A 19,134-nucleotide genomic window follows, 5' to 3' on the forward strand; every position below is an offset into this window, starting at 1 on the left:
ACACATGATAAAAGTATTAATCTCCTTTTCTTTGCTTTCAGTTTATTTTATGACTGTCCAGCTGAACGCTCAGTGCACCCCCCCTTCAGCAGACGAATGTGACCAAGCCAACGTCTTGTGCTCACTGTCTGAAGTAAATGGATACTGCTGCCAAAATACAGATTACTCAAATCCAACAGGATGCTCGCCACTGTGTCCAAGCGGTGGGGCACCCCACAATACAGGTTGGTGGGCCTTTGTGACTCAAGGTGGTACAGTCAATATTACCATCACCTTTTCGAATTGTACCGTCAATGGAACGGGTGTCCAAATGGGAATATGGGGCGACTGCACTTGTGGCGAATCTATTGTTTGTAATCCAGGCTGTAGTGGGCCTGGAAGTTATACCCTTTCAGGAAATCTTATTCCTTGCAAAATTTATTATTTATTTGTGGATGGTTGTAGTGGGGATGTCTGCGATTTCTGTTTAGCAACAACCGGGGGACTTCCTCCTATGTTGCCACCATTGGGAAATATTACGGGTCCAAGAGAGGTTTGCATTGGAGCTTGCAAAACAAAATATACTGTGGATGTTGCAGGTGCATGTGAGCCTGTTTATGAATGGACATTGGATGGAAATGAAGTTGGCAATGGAACCGGAGAAGTCACTTTGGATTTCCCTCAAGAAGGCGATTTTATTTTGTGCGTCACCGCTTATATAGGAAATCCTCGGTCAGGATCTATATGTGATCAAGAGGGGCCAGTCTGTATCACCATTAAAGTAAGGCCTGAGAGAGATCGAGTGGGTCCACCTTGGAACCTTTGTTCTGAGGATTTACCTTTTGATTGGCATGGAATTTCAGTGGCCAAATCTGGAGAATACCGCCAGACATTTAGAGACTGGAATGGTTGTTGCGTTTTTGATTCGGTTAGAGAGTTTATAATAAAGCCCGTACCAGACACAGCTATTATTTTTCATCTGGGATGCAGTGCTGCCGATGGATATTTGGACACCATAGCAAATCAATATTTCTTTTCTTGCCAATACCAAAAGCTGATTACCCTCAAAAACTCTACCAACCCTTTACTTTGTGACAGTGCCTACTTGCTAAATGCAGTCTTTCTAAATTACAATACCATCTTCAGAGAATTCTGCGATAGCGGTTATTTGCATATTGACGCCAGAGTCATCGACAGAACGATCACTTGTGGTAATGATAGCGACTTGATGAGATCTGTCCGGTACCGTTGGTATCTGAATTCAGACAGCACCAAAACCACGATTGATACACAATCCTACTTATTGATTGACCAAAAGGATGTATATTGTCTGGAAATTCTGATTTATGCAGAATTTGGAGATCAGAAAAAAATGTGCAGTTTTAGTTTTTGCGAGCAGTGGGACGAATCAGAATTTCTGCCATACCAGGTATGTATCCTCGGAAATTTTGAAGCAAAGAATGGCGACAGTGCACATTACAGCATCGACACCATTCCGGAAGATTCGGTGCGACAACAGATCTGGACTGTGGAAGGCGGCAAGATACTTACAAGAGATGAAGGAAAGGACACCAGTGATGTGCTCGTCCTTTGGGACGATACTTCTTCCGTGAGGATGATTTGCTATCAATATAGCAACGAATGTGGCCTAAGTAAAAAATGCTGCAGAGAAGTCAGGTTTATCTCATCTCTTGACGAAGCAATATTAAAACCGGAAGATATCATTCTGGTCCCGAATCCGGTTAGTCACAGCTTCCGGATCATCATAAAAGAAAATTTAAAAATTAAATCACTGCAGTTGTTTGACTTACAAGGAAGACCTATCCAAACTTGGACTCAAAATTTTTCAGAAGAATTTGACCTGTCTGAATTTACCAACGGCATTTATCATGTTCGCATCCATGCAGAACAAGGTACCATTCACAAAAAAATAGTTTTCATTAAATAAAACAACCTATGAAAAATTTAATAAAATTGATTGGAATCATCTGGATCTGTGCTATTCATTTATTGCCCACTCCAATCCATTCTCAATGTAATCCACCTCCGAATGAAGAATGTGAACAAACAGAGGCTTTATGCGGCCTATCCTTATTAAATGGATATTGTTGCACCACGGTGGATTATGTCAATCCAACTGGTTGCTCACCGCTGTGTCCAAGTGGCGGCACACCAAACAACACAAGTTGGTGGGCCTTTGCCACCAACGGTGGCTCAGTAAGCATCAACATCAATTACAGCAATTGCAGCGTCAATGGGCAGGGCCTTCAAATGGGACTCTGGGGAGACTGTGATTGTGGAGAATCTTTGGCTTGTTACTCGAGTTGCGGAGGACCCAGCAATTACAATATTTCTGCCAATTTGGTGGCATGCAAAATCTATTATTTATTTATCAATGGTTGCAGTGGAGATGTGTGTGATTTTTGTTTGACCACCACGGGAGGACTGCCCCCAAATTTGCCTAGCATCGGAAGTATATCAGGACCCGTGGATGTATGCGAAGGTGCTTGTAATATTAGATATAGTGTCAATCTAAACAATTCCTGTTTACCGCATTACGAATGGACCCTGGATGGCAATCAGGTTGGCTCAGAAAATCCTGAGATAGCATTTGATTTTCCCAAAGAAGGAGATTTTCTTTTGTGCGTTACAGCTTATATTGGAAACCCTCAATCCGGAAACATTTGCGATCAGGAGGGTCCAGTTTGTAAAAACATAAGAGTAAGGCGCATACAGGACAGATTCGGACCGCCGTGGTTACTTTGTCCTGATGTCCTGCCTTTCAAATGGCATTCACAATTGGTAGTTGGTTCTGGCATTTATTCCCATGAGTTTGGAGATCGCCTGAGCTGTTGCAAGTTTGACTCTGTCAGGGAATTTATTGTGTTGGATCCGCCGGAGATGCCGACAGTATTTCACCTGGGTTGCAATCTAATGGATGCATACATTGATCCGACGACCAGACAGAGTTTTAACAACTGTCAGGTCAACAGAGCCATCCTTCTCAAGAAAAGTACTGTTCCTTATCGCTGTGACAGTTCATATTTATTAAATGCGATTTTTCTGAACCAGATGGTTAGTTTTAGGGAGTATTGCGACAGCGGTAAACTCTATCTCGAACCCAGAATCATTGATCAAACGATTGTCTGTGATTTCAACAACGAACTATCCCAGGATTATACCCTGCGATGGTATTTAAAATCGGACAGTACCAAAAAAACAATTGATTTTGCGGATCGACTATTGCTGACCAGAAAAGATTCTTATTGTTTGGAAGTTTTGGTCGATGCATATTACGGCACCGTCAGCAAAAAATGCAGCTTTACCTATTGCGAACAATTGAATGAAGACGATTTCTTTTTGTATGAAATTTGTCCAAAAGGCGATCTCGCCCCAAGACCCGGGGACAGTGTCTATTATACCATCGATACGACCTTGCATCCGCAGACCAACTCACAACGATGGACCATCGAAGGAGGCCGCATTTTGACGCCAGGAGAAGGCAAAGACACCAACGAAATTATCGTTATTTGGGATGAAGCGGCTCCTGAAAAATTATTGTGCTATCAATACATTTCGCCCTGTGGAGAAAGTAAAAAATGTTGTCAGGAAGTGAAGATTATTTCTTCTGAAAAAAATATTTTGCAGCTTATAGATGGTGTAATGATTATTCCTAATCCAACTTCACATTCCTTCCATATATGGATGAAATCAGATTTGGAAATAAATACAATAAATCTTTATGACCAACTGGGCCAACAGAGAAAAAACTGGATCAGACCATTGTCCCGTGATTTTGAAATTTCAGATTTACCATCCGGTATTTATTTTTTGCGAATACAAACTAAGCATGGTGAACTTGTTAAAAAAATTGCACTGAGTCATTAAAATATTTAGAATGGAAAAATTATTTCTTCTTGCATCGTTCTTACTTTTTTCGCATGCAATAAATATTCTCGAAGCACAATGTACGCCAAAGTCATCCGATGAATGCAATGATATTGAATTGCTGTGTTCTTTGTCTGAACTTAATGGATACTGTTGCAGATTAACTGAATTTGACCGTCAAATTGGATGTCATCCGCTTTGTACGGGTGGTCCTCCCACCAACAATATAGAACTTTGGCCTTTTGTTACCAATGGTGGACAAGTGACCATCACACTCCAAACTTCCAATTGTGACTCAATTGGAAAGGGTATGCAGATGGCCATTTGGCGCGATTGTTTGTGTCAGCAATTGGTTGCTTGTCAATCCACATGTAATGGACTAAGCACAATTAGTATGACTGCCACTTTATCACCCTGCGTAATTTATTACTTGATGGTGGCCGGTTGTAATGGAGATGTTTGTAATTTTTGTCTGAGTATTACAGGAGGTGCCGGCCCTGTATTTTCACCGATTGGTCCAATCATTGGGCCATCTGAAGTTTGTATGGGAGATATGAAAATCCATTACTCTGCACAATCTCAAGATCCCTGCGAGAGGAATCATCAATGGACGCTGGATGGTCAGCCCATCCGAACAGATGAGGCATATGTTGATCTTGCATTCAATGAAGAAGGAAGTTTTGAATTATGCGTTTCGACAAAGTTTGGGAATGGTTCCTTAAATATAGTTTGTTCAGAAGACGGTCCCGTATGCAAAACGATCAAAGTCTCTAAGGAAAATGATCGAATTGGAACGCCCTTCCGTCTTTGTCCTGAGAAAATTCCATATCGTTGGTACAATCAAATTGTTCTTGGACCCGGATTTTATTCAAGTAGCTTTACCGATCCAACAACAAAGTGCATTTTTGATTCAGTTCGTGAATTTATTGTACTGGATCCACCTGAATACCCCACCGTTTATTATTTGGGTTGTGATGAGGATGATTTTTATATCGATAGCATTACAGGTAGCAAATTTGACCAATGTCAATTTTACCGATTTGTCAAACTCCCAAAATCAACAGAACAGTTTACCTGCGACAGTGGATATTATCTTAATTCAATATTTCTAAATTACAATGTGATATTTAGAGAATATTGCGATAGCGGAAGAATCATTATTGATCCCAGAATAATAGATCGGACATTGACCTGTGGTAATACCGCAGAATTCAAACAAAACTATGCTTATCGTTGGTATCTTAAATCGGATAGCACTAAAACGACATTGGATACCCAAAGTTATTTAAAGGTAAAACAAAAAGCTGATTATTGCTTAGAGATTTTAATAGCTGCTGAGTTTGGCGATCAAATAAAAAAATGCAGTTTTACATTTTGTGAAGCTTGGGACGAAGATGAATTATTAGCATACGAAATTTGTCCAAAAGGCGATCTCGCCCCAAGACCCGGAGACAGTGTCTATTATACCATCGATACGACCTTGCATCCGCAGACCAACTCACAACAATGGACCATCGAAGGAGGTCGCATTTTGACGCCTGGGGAAGGCAAAGACACCAACGAAATTGTCGTGATTTGGGATGAAGCGGCTCCTGAAAAATTATTGTGCTATCAGTATATTTCAAACTGCGGTGAGAGCAAAAAATGTTGTCAGGAAGTGAAGATTATTTCTTCAAATAAAGATGTCAACTTAAATGCAAATGAAATTGTGATCGTTCCAAACCCGGTGGATCAAAAATTTAGTATATTCACTTTGCGTGAATTGAAAATTGAAACAGTGATTCTGTTTGATCCAATGGGACATGTGGTTCAACATTGGAATAAACCTATCGGATCTGAATTTACAATTAATGAGCTGCGGTCGGGCTTGTACTATTTGAAACTAAAAACAGATCGCGGAACGTATATCAAAAAGTTGATGACAATACATTGATGATATTGAAATCTATCAGAAATGAGATTGAAAGATATTGTGCTTTGCTTTGCGATTTCTCTTTTTACCGAGGTGAAATTAAATGCGCAATGCTCACCTCCATGGACTGATCATTGCAAAGATGCACATATCTTGTGTTCGCCTTCAGAATTGCATGGCTATTGTTGTTCTCATATTAAATATAGCAATCCATCCGGCTGTGATCCTTTGTGCCCTTCAGGTGGAAAATCAATAAACACATCCTGGTGGGCTTTTAAGTCTTTGGGTGGAAGCGTCATGATCCATATCGAAGTCAACAATTGCTCTATCAATGGAATGGGAATCCAAATGGGACTTTGGGCCGATTGTTCATGCAATGAATCAGTGATATGTCGCTCTGAATGTAAAAGTTCGGGAATGGTCTCCATTACCGCTGATTTAGATCCTTGCAAAGATTATTATTTTTTTGTCAATGGTTGCAATGGTGATATTTGTGATATCTGCATTTTAATTGAGGAGGAACGTGAAGATATATTTCCTCCTCCTAGTCTGAACGGTCCGCAAAATGTTTGTTTGGGTACAAATGCACAAATTTATTATCTCGTAAGTGAGTATCCTTGTGTTGATTCGTATGAGTGGTTCCTTAACGGGGATAATCTTTTTCAGGATGCAGATTCAGTAGGTATCCATTTTGTTGATGTAGGAGATTTTGTCTTATGTGGAACCGGTTTTCATTATTCGAATTCCAGAAGTATTTGTTATCAAATAGGACCTGTTTGCAAAAACATTCTTGTATCAAAACAGGCTGATGTGAATCACGGAGAAACCATCTGTTTTGAAACCGCTGGAAATTACAAACCCAGAGCAAATTGTTTTTGGGCACAAAATGGAAGACTTATATGCAGAGGCGAAGATTCTGCAGCTTGCATTGTGGATACAAATATTTTTTTTATCGTTTTATCGCCAGCTGTACCTCCTGAGATCTATTATTTAGCTGCCTTTCCGGGAGAGTTTTACAAGGATACTTTAACTGGTTTGACTTTTAGAGGTTGTCAATTTGAAACTGAAATTCATTTGCCAAAATCTGCCGGAATCTTGCAATGTGATTCTTCCTATGTTTTAAATATGTTTTCTCCAGATTATACAGCCAACCTGCGAAATTATGGTTTTTTAGGAAGTTACTATTTAGAAGCTCGATTGATCGACAGGACCCAGACTTGTGGGAACAGCGGTTATTCAGAAACGATCCAATTCAAATGGTATCGGAAGGCTGATCCACAAAAAAAGACTTTGGATACAAACGAAATTATCAAAGTATTTGGTCACGATACTTTTTGCGTTGATATATTCATCCATATCAAATTTGGCAATACATCAAGGGACTATGCTTATACTTTTTGTCAAAAAAACACCAAAGGGCCTAAAATAATAGGGCCTGAAATTCCACCTACTGACACCATGTTGGGAAGATTAAATTCCAATATTCTAAAACAAGAATTGGAAAATGAAATGTCATTCCCTTCCAAAAACAAAAATACTATAAACATTATTCCCAATCCCAATCAGTCAGGAAACAAATTTTCTGTAATAGCTTCTAAAAGCATCGGTGAGATGTTCATATATGATTTGAATGCTAAGCTTGTTTGGTCAGGGAATGCACATCAGGAAAAATCACTGGATCTATTCTTAGATTCAAATCTAGCACCCGGTGTTTATATCATGATGGCCAATTGTAATAAAAAACTTATCTTTGAAAGATTTGTTGTGCAGCCTTAAACTTCTCAGATGAAATTTGGATTTTTGCTTTCTGCAATTTTATTCTTACAGCTAACTGACACAGTTATTTTCGGGCAATGCAGTATTCCCCGTGCAGACACCTGTGATCAAGCCGAAATTATTTGTTCTTTGTCAGAGTTCAATGAGTTTTGTTGCAGTTCATCCAATTATCTGAACACCACCGGTTGCATTCCTTTGTGTCCCAGACCCGTAGGAGGTGGATCAAGCCGAAATACTTCCTGGTGGGCATTTCGGTCGATGGGTGGAGAAATTAATGTTCAAGTCGTTGTATTCAAATGTCAATTGACTGGTCAGGGTTTGCAGATGGGTTTGTGGGCGGATTGCGATTGTCGAGAGGCAGTGGTTTGCAAAAGTACATGCGGGGGATTGAATGAGTTTTTATTGACAGCCCAATTGGAATCCTGTAAGGTATATTATATGTTTGTCAATGGTTGCAATGGGGATGTCTGTGATTTTTGTTTGCTAACCTCCGTTGAAAATGAAGCTACATTACCTCCGCTTAATCTGGCTCCACATCTGACGAAAGTATGCAAAGGCGCATGTGAAGTTAAATATGAAGTGCAAGATACTTTTCTTTGCGGAGCTCATTATGTCTGGACACTGGATTCTGTGGTATTGGCTTCCAACGAAAAAAATATAGTCCTTGATTTTCCGGATTCAGGAAGTTTTCGATTGTGTGTGACGGCTTATCTTGGTAATCCTCTTTCAGGAAATATATGCGATCAGGATGGTCCAATTTGTACAACCATTCGCGTGGTCGATCAAACGACAGAACGCAGAGGCCATGAAGGAATTTTATGCTGGGATCAGATTCCTTTTTCTTGGCATGATCAAGTCATTACCAAGTCCGGTGATTACAGACAGACCTTGCAGGATAGTTTGAGTTGCTGCGATTATGATTCAGTCAGATTATTTACCTTATTAGATAGGCCTTCCGTTTATTTTGTGGGATGCATTGGTGATACTTTTACTGATACGGTTACCAATCAAACTTATAATACCTGCCAGCTCAATACCCTAATCGACCATCCCGGTAAAACCATGCTATATCAATGCGACAGTTCCTATTTACTCAATGCGGTGTTTTTAAATTATCATGTAATCTTTCGCGAGTATTGTTTGGGTGGAAAAGTTGTCATTGAAGCCAGAACCATAGACCGAACCCTTACCTGTGGAAACCAAAATTTAATGCAAGATTTACAGTATCGCTGGTATCTAAAGAATGATCCTGCAAGGCGTATTCTTGGGAATGAAGCTATTTTTGAACCAGGCGGAAATGAAGAGTATTGTTTGAATTTAACCGTAGTAGCCCACTTTGGTGATCAAACCAGAACTTGTGAATTTGATTTTTGTGAGCAATGGGACGAAAGTCAGTTATATCCTTATGAAGTATGTCCTTTGGGTGATCTTATCCTGACCGACAAATTGCGGGGTAATTATTTTCTGGATTCAATAACACCCACAAATGTTTTTGTCCACAACTGGAAAGTGACCGGTGGCAATATTCTCACTCCAATGGGAGGAATTGATACGACAGAAATCGTAGTAGAATGGGATCCTTCCGCATCGGAACATAAAGTTTGTTATAATTATATTTCCAATTGCGGGGAAAGCAAGGAGTGTTGTATTCTGGTAAGACTTGTTTCTGGTACAGTGGAGGATGTTCATGGTTTCGATTTTTGGACTGTGGTCCCCAATCCAGCTTACGGAGAGATTCGCATTATTCATCCAAGCCAACAAGCAAATGTCATCGAGGTGATCGATCCATTTGGAAAGTCCGCGAAAAAATTTAAATCCATTGGAAATGGATCTTTTGATATTTCCAATTTGCAATCAGGAACGTATTTTTTAAAAATCCATTCCCGATCTGGTACGTTTGTTAGACGTTTGATGGTGATTCGGTAAAATGGGAATGGGTAAATGGATGATTGATTCAATGGTCTAAATCCTAATTCTGGACCACAATTTTCGCAATCATCCACACTCTGATGTGACAATTGATCAGCTTTGCAATCCTTATGGACCTCTTCTCCCATTTTATTCCTTCAGATGTACCAATTTAATACCTTTATGTTTATTTTGCATAAATCGATTGGTTTGGCATAGGTCCAAAGCTATCCAACTCCGCTTATTTAATTTCAATTATCAAAATCTCCTTACTTTTGTGGTATATATATATAGAATATTTATATATGAAAAATATTGATTTAAAACAAATAACCCCGCATCTGATCACCATCGTCGCACTTTGGATGGTCTCCGTTCTTTACTTCCTGCCCGTGATGCAAGGCAAGACCATCATCCAGTCTGATATCCAGTCCTGGGAAGGAATGGCGCAAGAAGCCATACAATACAACGAAAACCACAGCGATCCTGCCCTCTGGTCAAACAGCATGTTCGGTGGAATGCCTCTGTATCAAACCATCCTGACCCCTAAAGGGAATCTTCTACGATATTTACAAGCAATCCCACTTGCTCTTGGTAAATCACCCCTCAATGTTTTTTTTGGGATCATGCTATTTAGTTATCTGGGTCTGCTCCTCTTTGGTATTCAAAACTACATTGCAGGATTGGGCGCTGTGGTGATCGCGCTGAGTACAGGAAATATGCTCCTGGTAGAAGCGGGTCACATGACCAAATTAATGGTGATCTCTTATGCCGCTTTAACCATGTCGGGATTGTGGTGGAGCTACAAGGGTAATCTTTGGTGGGGAATCCCGGTGTTTGCCTTTGGATTTGGGATGCAAATCATGAACAACCACGTCCAGATGAGCTATTACCTGATGATTGGTCTGATTCCAATGGCCATTCTCCATCTCATCCAAACCTTTAAAAGCGGGCAATGGAAGCAATTTATCATAGTCCATGTCTTACTGGGAGTGGCTGCCTTTCTGGGTCTGATGGCTTCGTCCACTACCCTCTTAACCACTCAGGAATACGTAGGACAAACCATGCGGGGAGGTTCTGTTTTATCCACTTCAAATACTGGAAATACAAGCAATAAATCGGGTCTGGAGTGGGACTATGCCACCGCCTGGAGCAATGGATGGCTGGATCTTTGCGCCACCATCATCCCCGGAGTCGCTGGGGGAGCCAATGGAGAAAAAGTCAAAGGCAACAATGCTTTGAAATCTGAATTGCGCAAACAGAAAATTCCTGTACAAGCCAATATGAGGGTCCCCACTTACTGGGGAGCCCTGCCTTTTACCGGTGGACCTTTCTATTTCGGCATCGTGGTGGTCCTTTTCTTTTTATTGGGTTTGTTCTTACTGGATCATCCGATCAAATGGTGGTTGGGTACAGCGACCTTATTATTGTGCCTGATGTCTTTGGGTAAGCACTTTGAGATCTTTAACCGGATTTTGTTTGATTACCTTCCCTATTACAATAAATTCAGGGCCCCAAGTTCCATTCTGACCGTCGCGGGTGTCTTGTGTTCCATTTTTTCGATCTTCACCATCAGCAAATTGTATACCGGTGATTTTGTCAAAGAAAAATTGCGCAAAAGTCTTTTGTACAGCACCGGAATTCTCTCTGCTTTTTGTTCCTTTTTCTGGATTCTGGGGCCTGGTTTTTTTGACATGTCAGGCGGACTGGAAACACAGGAGACTGCCATTCTGGTAGGATTGCGCAAAGCCATGATGTCGGCTGACGCCATGCGCGGATTGATCTTTGTACTCATAGCCGCCGCGATCCTTTATTTCTATGATCGTTCAAAAATTAAACCCATCGTTTTTTTAATGTCCATTGGCATCCTCAGCTTATTTGATATTCTAAGTATCAACCAAAGATATCTCAGCCATTCTGATTTTGTAAAGGCATCCGCCAAAAGCAGTGTCCATAATCCAAGACCCGTGGACCAACAAATTATGCAGGATCAAACAAAGGGTTATCGTGTCATGGATCTCACCAATGATCCTTACAACAACGCAATGCCTTCGTATTTCCACCACATGGTAGGCGGTTATCATCCGGCCAAACTCAGAAGGTATCAGGATCTGATCGATCGCTGCCTTGATGAGGAAAGTAAAATGTTGCAATCAGTCTTGCAAAATTTTAATGGCGATCCGAACGACAGCAATTTTGTAAAAGGAATGAATCAACTTCAGGTGTACAATATGCTCAATACAAAATATTTTATCCTGGGTGAAAGAGGAAAAGAAATCGTGCTTCCCAATTCTGCGGCCAATGGATCTGCATGGTTTGCTTCTAACATCCACTGGGTGAATACGGCAGATGAAGAAATCGGAGCATTGCGAAATCAAAATCTAAAATCCACTGCAGTGATCCACAAAGAATGGGAGTCAATGGCTGGACAAGCCGGTGACGGCCAGGGAGAAATATCTCTCCAATCCTACGAACCCAACAAACTGGAATACAATAGCAATTCGGGTTCGGATCAACTGGCGGTCCTCTCTGAAATTTGGTATGGACCGAACCTCGGCTGGACTGCAAGCATTGATGGCAAGCCAGCCGAACTGTTTAGGGTAAATTATGCCTTAAGGGGAATCAGCGTACCGGCCGGCAATCATAAAATCATTTTAGAGTTCAAACCCACCTCCTATACAATTGGTGAATTGCTCAGTTTTATTGGATCCGGAATTATGCTGCTGGTATTGGGATTGACCCTATGGTACAAAAAACGAAAACCTTCTGCATGATTTGTCTGGATTCTGTTCCGGCAATCTGCATACATTATCTGAAAACATTTTAGCCATGGGTATCATCAGGGCACAAAGTGTCAGATCGACCATTTTAATTTATACCGCCATGCTCATCGGTCTGATCAACCTTGTGTTGCTCATGCCACAATTTTTTACCAAAGAACAAATCGGGATGACACGGACCATCCTGACCCTGGCCTTGTTGTTGAGCCAGTTTTCAGAAATGGGTGCTTCGGGAATCACCTATCGCTTTTTTCCGTTTTACAAAAAACAAGGAGCTGAAGATTTGTTGTGGATTCTTTTGTTGATCACTGCAGCTGGGTTTACCCTGGTAGGAGGAATCAGTTATTTTTTTCGCGATTGGATCTTCTCCGGTTTTTATGCGGAATGTCCCGCACTACAAGATTATGAGCATCTGATTTTTCTGGCCACCTTCTTCACCCTTTACAATGGATTGGGCAGTTATTACTGTGCGGTCCATTTGAAAACTGTGGTGCCGCGTGCCATCAATGAACTCGTGCCCAGAATTGGCAATACCTTTCTCATTGTAGCATTTGCTTTGGAGTGGATTGATTTTTCTACTTATTTCACCTTGTTTACTGGCTTACTGATCCTGATGGTGGCATTGATTTGGGGCTATATTGTGTATTTGAAAAAACTGCATTTGTCTTTCAAAATTAGTCCGCTTACCAGACGGGTTTATAAAAAATTGTTGGTGTTTGGCGGCATGGGTTTGTTGGGTAACAGCCTTGGAACCCTCATCAGTTACATTGACACCCTTATGCTCGGCTCACTCAGCGGACAAGAAGATGTCGCCGTGTTTTCCATTGGGTATTATTTGATCACCATCATGACTGCACCATACCTGGCCATCATCGCGGTGGTAAGCCCGTTGTTGGCAAAAGCCATCCGACAAAAAGACTGGACTCAGGTTCTTGAGTATTACCAAAAGACTTCCACCAATCATTTTATCATCGGATCCTTTATTTTGGGAGGAATCGTACTATGCTTTGAAGATTTTATCAGACTACTGCCTCCAAGTCAAGGATATGAGGCTTCATTTTCGATTATTCTTTTTTTTGGTGTGGGAAAGCTATTGGGCATGATCTCCGGTTGTAATGCAGAGATCATCGCATATTCAAAATACTATCGTTTCAATTTCTATTTACAGCTGGCGGTCGCCGTCATCTGTGTGATCAGCAATTATTATTTTATATCATCCATGGGTTTGCAGGGTGCGGCGATTTCAGGTCTGATTTGCCTGATCATTTACAATGTGGCCAGATTTGTTTTCGTAAAAGTTAAATTGAACATACAACCCTTTACAAGATCAACCGTGCTTAGCATCCTATTGCTCGTCCTTGCTTTGTTGCTCAGTGCGCTGCTGACTTATTTTGCCAACATCAGGATTGAAGGCCACACCCACAGTTTTATTGTCATCAATTTATTCATTAAATCAGGAATCTGGAGCATTATCTTTATGACATTGCTCTATTGGATCAAACCCTCCGATGACATTCGGATATTTTTTGAAGTGATTAAAAGTAAATTTAGAAAACCGATCATCAAGTAATAAAATTAAAATGAATGGACAAAATGAATACAGCCTCATGAAGAAAGTATATGCCATCATTGGTGCAAGACCACAATTTATCAAACATGCTCCCATCGAATTGGCATCTAAAGGCAAATTTGAATTAAAGACCATTCATACCGGTCAACACTATGATTATAAAATGAGTCAGGTCTTTTTTGAAGAGCTTGGAATCAGCCAACCGGATCATATTTTGCAAGCAGGAGGAGGTACGCATGGTGAGATGACCGGAAAAATGTTGATGGAGATTGAAAAAATATTGATGGCTGAAAATCCAGACATGGTTTTGGTGTATGGAGACACGAACTCTACATTGGCTGGTGCTTTGTCTGCTGCAAAATTAAACATACCGGTCATACACATTGAAGCAGGTCTGAGAAGTTTCAATCGAAGCATGCCGGAAGAAATCAACCGATTAATGACAGATCATCTTTCTTCCATTTTGTTTGCACCTACGGATACGGCCATTGCCAATTTGAAAACCGAGGGCATTACCCAAGGAGTCTATAAAACGGGGGATGTCATGTGTGATATGATCCGCATTGCAAAGGAGCGAAATATACTAAAGGATTCTTCTGAGAATTTTATCTACATGACTTTGCACAGACCCTATAATACAGATGATCTGGATAGACTATATCAAATTCTGGATGCCTTGCAAGATCTGTCCATTCCGGTGAAGTTTTTTGCCCACCCAAGAAGTCGCCAGAGATTAAGCAGCGAAAACCATCAAAAAAACTGGCCCAAGCTGCAAATTGAAGAGCCCCTGTCTTATTTTGACAATTTGAATGCAATGCACCAATCGAAATGTATTATTACAGACAGCGGAGGCATTCAAAAAGAGGCCTACATTCTCCGTAAAAAATGCATCACCCTAAGAAGTGAAACGGAATGGACGGAGACTCTCCGGGGAGGCTGGAACCAATTAATCTGGGAAGACCTGGACAGACTAAAGGCAGCGGTTGAGTCGGTACCGGGCTCATATATAGAAGGTATTTATGGTGATGGACGTGGAGCAGATGAGATTGTGGAGAGGATTTGTTCGGCATTCATATAAAAGAACACAATGAAATTCAGTATTGTATATCCCACCAGAAATCGACCAGAATTATTGAAAGAAGGTATCCGGTCTATTCTTCTTCAGGAATTCCAGGATTGGGAATTAATTATTTCTGACAATGACCCCGGAAAATCTGCGGAAAATATTTTTAATCAATACAAAAAAGATGAGAGAATCAAATACCACTGGACGGGTGGTCAATTGGCCATGGCGGATAATTTTACCTTCGGTCTTTCAAAAGCCACCGGTGATTATGTGACCGTATTAACGGATAAGACAACTTTAATACCTTCCTGTCTTAATATTTGCAATGACTTATTAAATAAGGAGGAATATGATCTTATCAATTGGAGCGAAGCACATTTCTATCCAAGATCAAAAAATAACATTTCAAGTTCACCTGGTTTCTTGAGGATAGTTTATCAAACCAATGAATTTAAGATATTTGACCCAAAAGAAGAAATAAAATACTTATTGGAATTTAGAAAACACCGCAGCCATGATATGCCCCACTATTTCAGAGGTAAAATACTTTTTGGAGTGGTCAGAAGGAAATTAATAGCAGATTTGGTAGAAAAGAAAGAATTCTTTCTTAAGTATGCCCCTGACTATACCACAAGAATGATTGTATTGTCGAGAGCCCGTAAAGCGATTGAAATTACAGCACCACTCCAATGCGCTTTTATTAGCGGAGATTCAAATGGAATGCTATGTTCTATCTATCCGGATAAAGCCTTTGCTTTTTTTAATGATGCAGATCAACACTCAAATGTCAACACGTACTTTCCAATAAAAGGTCTCTATACAAGCCAACAAAACCATGTTGCAGGTGACTACTTGTTCAGCCTTTTCAAATTAGACATCCCTGCAAACATTAACATGACAAATTTATACCGAACAATGCTATTTGATTTATTGAAAGTAAAATGGAATAATCCCGAAACCAAAAATAAACAGATGAATTTGTTCTATAAAGCGATACAAGCTCAGAATATCAAATTTAGATTGTATTTTTTTCTTGTAAGTTATCCCATTGCAATTTTCTTGTATTGGAGATATCTTCTTAATAAACTTCGAATAAAAATATATTCCGAAACAAATTCCGGTTTAGTAAAATCCATTCTAAAACACAAAGAAGTAAATACAGAATATGAGAATATCACAGAAGCCAACTTGAATTTGGCAAACGAATTTAAAATGTTTTCTTCAAGTTCGAAGACCAAATGAAGTTTAATTTTAAAATACTGATTATTTTTCATTTACTTCTTTTGAGAGCCCATTCTCAAAATATTACCGAAGGTTACTTTCCACTTGAATATGCCAATCCAGATCTTGGCCCTTGTATTGCTTTAAATACCTTGCTTGACTCAAATCAAAACCTTATCCACATTTATAAAACAGCAGAAGGATTTAAAGTAACGATTTCAGATTCTAATTTTTATATTACGCATGAAAAACATTACAAACCATCGACAATTAAAATAATTGATTTATTCATGGTATCATTTAATAGCAACCATGAAGTGATTGTAGCCGGGACGGCAGAAGGCAATAAAATACTAATCATTAAATTAAGTATAGTTGGTGATATAATTTGGGCTAAATCTTTTTATAATCAATTTTCTTTTGATTTAAATGCTATGAGTATTAATAAATTCAACGAGATTTTTATTGGATGCCTGGCCAATTACCAAAAACCCGGACAATCCTATTTCACTTTGATCCTTGACAACAATGGCCAAACAATCAACTCACAAAATATCAGCTTAAGTATTCGCAATTTTTATTCTGCCTATTGTTCTGTTTCTACAGTGGACAATTCATTTATCCTTTCAGGATCTGGACCTCGAATTTCCAATCTTTTTTCACTGTGGCTGCTTAAAGTAAACAGATTTGGCTACGTTGAATGGTCAAAATTATACACTCCAAGATTTGCACCTGAACCAAATTATGGTGCCTTTGGCGTTTCGATCGAAGCTTTGGAAAATGATAGATATATGGTCATGGGAAGATATGGTGATGATTTAAGAGGTGCCAATCTTTTCCCAAATGAAATGGCAGGATTGATGGTAGAGATAAACGGATCGGGTGACATTGTATCCTCCAACAAATTACAATTTTCAAGTCCTGCGCATTGCAATCCTGTCGATATATTATATAAAAATGGAAATTACTACCTGATAGGCTCTGAAAGTTATACCCACTTGGGGAAGGGTTTATTTATAGCAAAGTATGACTCTGATAGGAATATAGATTTTGCAAAATATTTACCAGGAAATTTAAGGTATCCAAGAATTGAAATATATTCTGATAAACTTCTTTTAACAGGTTACACTACAATCCAAAATAAGAATTTCCAATATTTCAATAAAACGGATATCAATCATTTTGATTTGTGCAATGGACAAGCTGTATCAGCCCATTTCACACCCATTCAATTAACTGAAATGGATCATAGTTTTACATTTACGTCAACTGTCAGTCAAGCTGATGTGATTTTTGAACCCATTCAATCGCCTTGTTTAATGATCAATAAATTCATTTGCAAACGGGAAAATAATATCAATTTTCAACAAATCAATTATTCGAGGTACTTCGAAAATGACACAGCACTCTTCTTTTGCCAGGGAACTCCTATTTTTTTTAATGGAAAATATTATTCCAAGGCTGGAATCTATTATGACACCACACAATATTCTTCCAATGTATGCGACACCATCCACAAAATTTCAATTTCTGAAATCTTATCGGATTCTACTAAATTAGAATATTTGCTTTGTATAGGAGATACTTTGACCATTGGTGGTAAATCTTTTACGAAACCAGACCTGTACTACTTGTCTGACGTCAACAAATTTGGTTGCGACAGTATTATTGTCCTAGATTTGAAACAGAGAGATTTTAACTATCTGCAACAAAATTTTACCATTTGTCAAGGCGATTCCATCGAGATCAATGGAGTTTTTTATAAGAACAGCACCCGTTTTGTAGATACCATTTCGTCCATTGACCATTGTGATACCATTGTAAATAATAATATTCAAATGTTGCCGTATGGCCAGAGAATCATAAACCTGGATTTGTGTCAGGGGGATTCTGTCACAATAGGAAATAAAACGTATTACAATTCAGGTCATTTTATTGACACTTTGAGTACCAACGGTTTTTGTGATACCATCTACCATATTAATATTTTTGAATTATCCATTGACACCACCAATCAGGATTACAATATATGCATTGGAGATACCATTGTTGTTGACAATTTTAAATTCTTTACCGAGGGAAATTATAAAATTGGCCTTCAAAATATTCATGGATGTGATAGTCTTATTTTCTTAAAAATCTATATAAATGATTATTATTTTGATCAAAGATCCTACTCTATTTGTCTTGGGGATTCCATTCTCCTAAATGGAACCTATTACAAAGAAGAAACGCAATTCAAAGACACCCTTCTTTCATTTGAAACTTGCGACACCATTGTTGAATACCGCATCCATCTGTTAACTTACGGACAGCGTCAGCAAACTATTCAACTTTGCCCAGGTGACACTTTTTATATTGGAGAAAATAAATATTTCCAGTCAGGAATATATACCGATACCATTTCAACACCGGAAAATTGCGATTCTATTATTTATACACAAATATTACAGCTTGAAGAATCAAATACACTGTTAGATTTTTCTATTTGCGACAATGATTCAATATTAATTGATAAAAGGTATTATTCATCAGAAGGTACTCATACATTACATTATACAAATCATTTCGGATGCGACAGTATTGTTAAAATTTTAATTCACAGACACCGAAGTTCCAGCAATGTGATTGACACTTTTATATGTGAAGAAGAGAATATCAAAATTGGTAATAGCATCATATCCCAATCGGGTATTTACTTCATAGAATTAAAAAATCAATATAATTGTGATAGCTTAATCGAAGCCAGAGTAATGTCCAAAGATTGCTATCAGATATACATTCCCAATGCATTCAGTCCGAATCAAGACGGAGTCAATGATGAATGCAAAATTTACCACAATGGGGTATCAAATTTGAACATAGAAATATATGACCGTTGGGGAGGAATGGTGTTTAAATCCAACTCGGTTTCTGGAACCTGGGATGGAAATTCACAAGGTAAAGATTGCATGGTTGGTGTCTATGCCTAACTCATCAATGGAAAATACAACAATGGAAAATCCTTTCTATTCAAAGGAAACATTAGCCTAAT

Annotated in this window: 10 protein-coding genes; all 10 read left to right on the plus strand. The window is 39.2% G+C overall.

Features of this window, described 5'->3' with window-relative positions; translation table 11 throughout:
- Positions 1-4: 4 nt before the first annotated feature.
- The 10 genes from IPM48_02350 to IPM48_02395 all read left to right on the plus strand — a co-directional run bounded on the left by IPM48_02350 (position 5) and on the right by IPM48_02395 (position 19,072).
- Positions 5-1,927 (plus strand): T9SS type A sorting domain-containing protein, encoded by a 1,923-nt coding sequence (locus tag IPM48_02350; GenBank protein MBK9270411.1) that lies wholly within the window; start codon positions 5-7, stop codon positions 1,925-1,927.
- An 8-nt stretch (positions 1,928-1,935) separates the two neighbouring features.
- Complete coding sequence (locus IPM48_02355; GenBank protein ID MBK9270412.1) at positions 1,936-3,867, plus strand: T9SS type A sorting domain-containing protein; 1,932 nt, start codon at positions 1,936-1,938, stop codon at positions 3,865-3,867.
- Between the two features lie 10 nt (positions 3,868-3,877).
- Positions 3,878-5,800 carry a T9SS type A sorting domain-containing protein gene (locus IPM48_02360; GenBank protein ID MBK9270413.1) on the plus strand — a complete coding sequence of 641 codons (1,923 nt, stop codon included), beginning with the start codon at positions 3,878-3,880 and terminating at the stop codon, positions 5,798-5,800.
- 21 nt (positions 5,801-5,821) lie between these two features.
- The gene (locus tag IPM48_02365; protein MBK9270414.1) at positions 5,822-7,555 is read left to right on the plus strand and encodes a T9SS type A sorting domain-containing protein; all 1,734 of its coding nucleotides are present in this window, start codon (positions 5,822-5,824) and stop codon (positions 7,553-7,555) included.
- A gap of 9 nt (positions 7,556-7,564) precedes the next feature.
- Entirely contained in the window at positions 7,565-9,481 is a 1,917-nt protein-coding gene (locus tag IPM48_02370; protein MBK9270415.1) for a T9SS type A sorting domain-containing protein, read from the plus strand.
- Positions 9,482-9,768: 287 nt separating this feature from the next.
- Positions 9,769-12,237 (plus strand): YfhO family protein, encoded by a 2,469-nt coding sequence (locus IPM48_02375; GenBank protein MBK9270416.1) that lies wholly within the window; start codon positions 9,769-9,771, stop codon positions 12,235-12,237.
- 55 nt (positions 12,238-12,292) lie between these two features.
- The gene (locus tag IPM48_02380) at positions 12,293-13,813 is read left to right on the plus strand and encodes a polysaccharide biosynthesis C-terminal domain-containing protein (protein MBK9270417.1); all 1,521 of its coding nucleotides are present in this window, start codon (positions 12,293-12,295) and stop codon (positions 13,811-13,813) included.
- A 37-nt stretch (positions 13,814-13,850) separates the two neighbouring features.
- Complete coding sequence (wecB, locus tag IPM48_02385; protein ID MBK9270418.1) at positions 13,851-14,891, plus strand: UDP-N-acetylglucosamine 2-epimerase (non-hydrolyzing); 1,041 nt, start codon at positions 13,851-13,853, stop codon at positions 14,889-14,891.
- Positions 14,892-14,900: 9 nt separating this feature from the next.
- Positions 14,901-16,121, plus strand: a complete 1,221-nt coding sequence (locus IPM48_02390; GenBank protein ID MBK9270419.1) for a glycosyltransferase family 2 protein — start codon at positions 14,901-14,903, stop codon at positions 16,119-16,121.
- Positions 16,118-19,072, plus strand: a complete 2,955-nt coding sequence (locus tag IPM48_02395) for a gliding motility-associated C-terminal domain-containing protein (protein MBK9270420.1) — start codon at positions 16,118-16,120, stop codon at positions 19,070-19,072. The genes IPM48_02390 and IPM48_02395 overlap by 4 nt, the downstream gene beginning before the upstream one ends.
- The last annotated feature ends 62 nt before the right edge of the window (positions 19,073-19,134 follow it).

Source organism: Saprospiraceae bacterium (genome assembly GCA_016715965.1).
Lineage (GTDB): Bacteria > Bacteroidota > Bacteroidia > Chitinophagales > Saprospiraceae > Vicinibacter.

Bases quoted from the DNA above. Each gene is read 5' to 3' on its own strand.
- IPM48_02370 (MBK9270415.1), top strand. From the start codon at position 7,565: ATGAAATTTGGATTTTTGCTTTCTGCAATTTTATTCTTACAGCTAACT.
- IPM48_02350 (MBK9270411.1), top strand. From the start codon at position 5: ATGATAAAAGTATTAATCTCCTTTTCTTTGCTTTCAGTTTATTTTATG.
- wecB (MBK9270418.1), top strand. From the start codon at position 13,851: ATGAAGAAAGTATATGCCATCATTGGTGCAAGACCACAATTTATCAAA.
- IPM48_02375 (MBK9270416.1), top strand. From the start codon at position 9,769: ATGAAAAATATTGATTTAAAACAAATAACCCCGCATCTGATCACCATC.
- IPM48_02360 (MBK9270413.1), top strand. From the start codon at position 3,878: ATGGAAAAATTATTTCTTCTTGCATCGTTCTTACTTTTTTCGCATGCA.
- IPM48_02380 (MBK9270417.1), top strand. From the start codon at position 12,293: ATGGGTATCATCAGGGCACAAAGTGTCAGATCGACCATTTTAATTTAT.
- IPM48_02365 (MBK9270414.1), top strand. From the start codon at position 5,822: ATGAGATTGAAAGATATTGTGCTTTGCTTTGCGATTTCTCTTTTTACC.
- IPM48_02355 (MBK9270412.1), top strand. From the start codon at position 1,936: ATGAAAAATTTAATAAAATTGATTGGAATCATCTGGATCTGTGCTATT.
- IPM48_02390 (MBK9270419.1), top strand. From the start codon at position 14,901: ATGAAATTCAGTATTGTATATCCCACCAGAAATCGACCAGAATTATTG.
- IPM48_02395 (MBK9270420.1), top strand. From the start codon at position 16,118: ATGAAGTTTAATTTTAAAATACTGATTATTTTTCATTTACTTCTTTTG.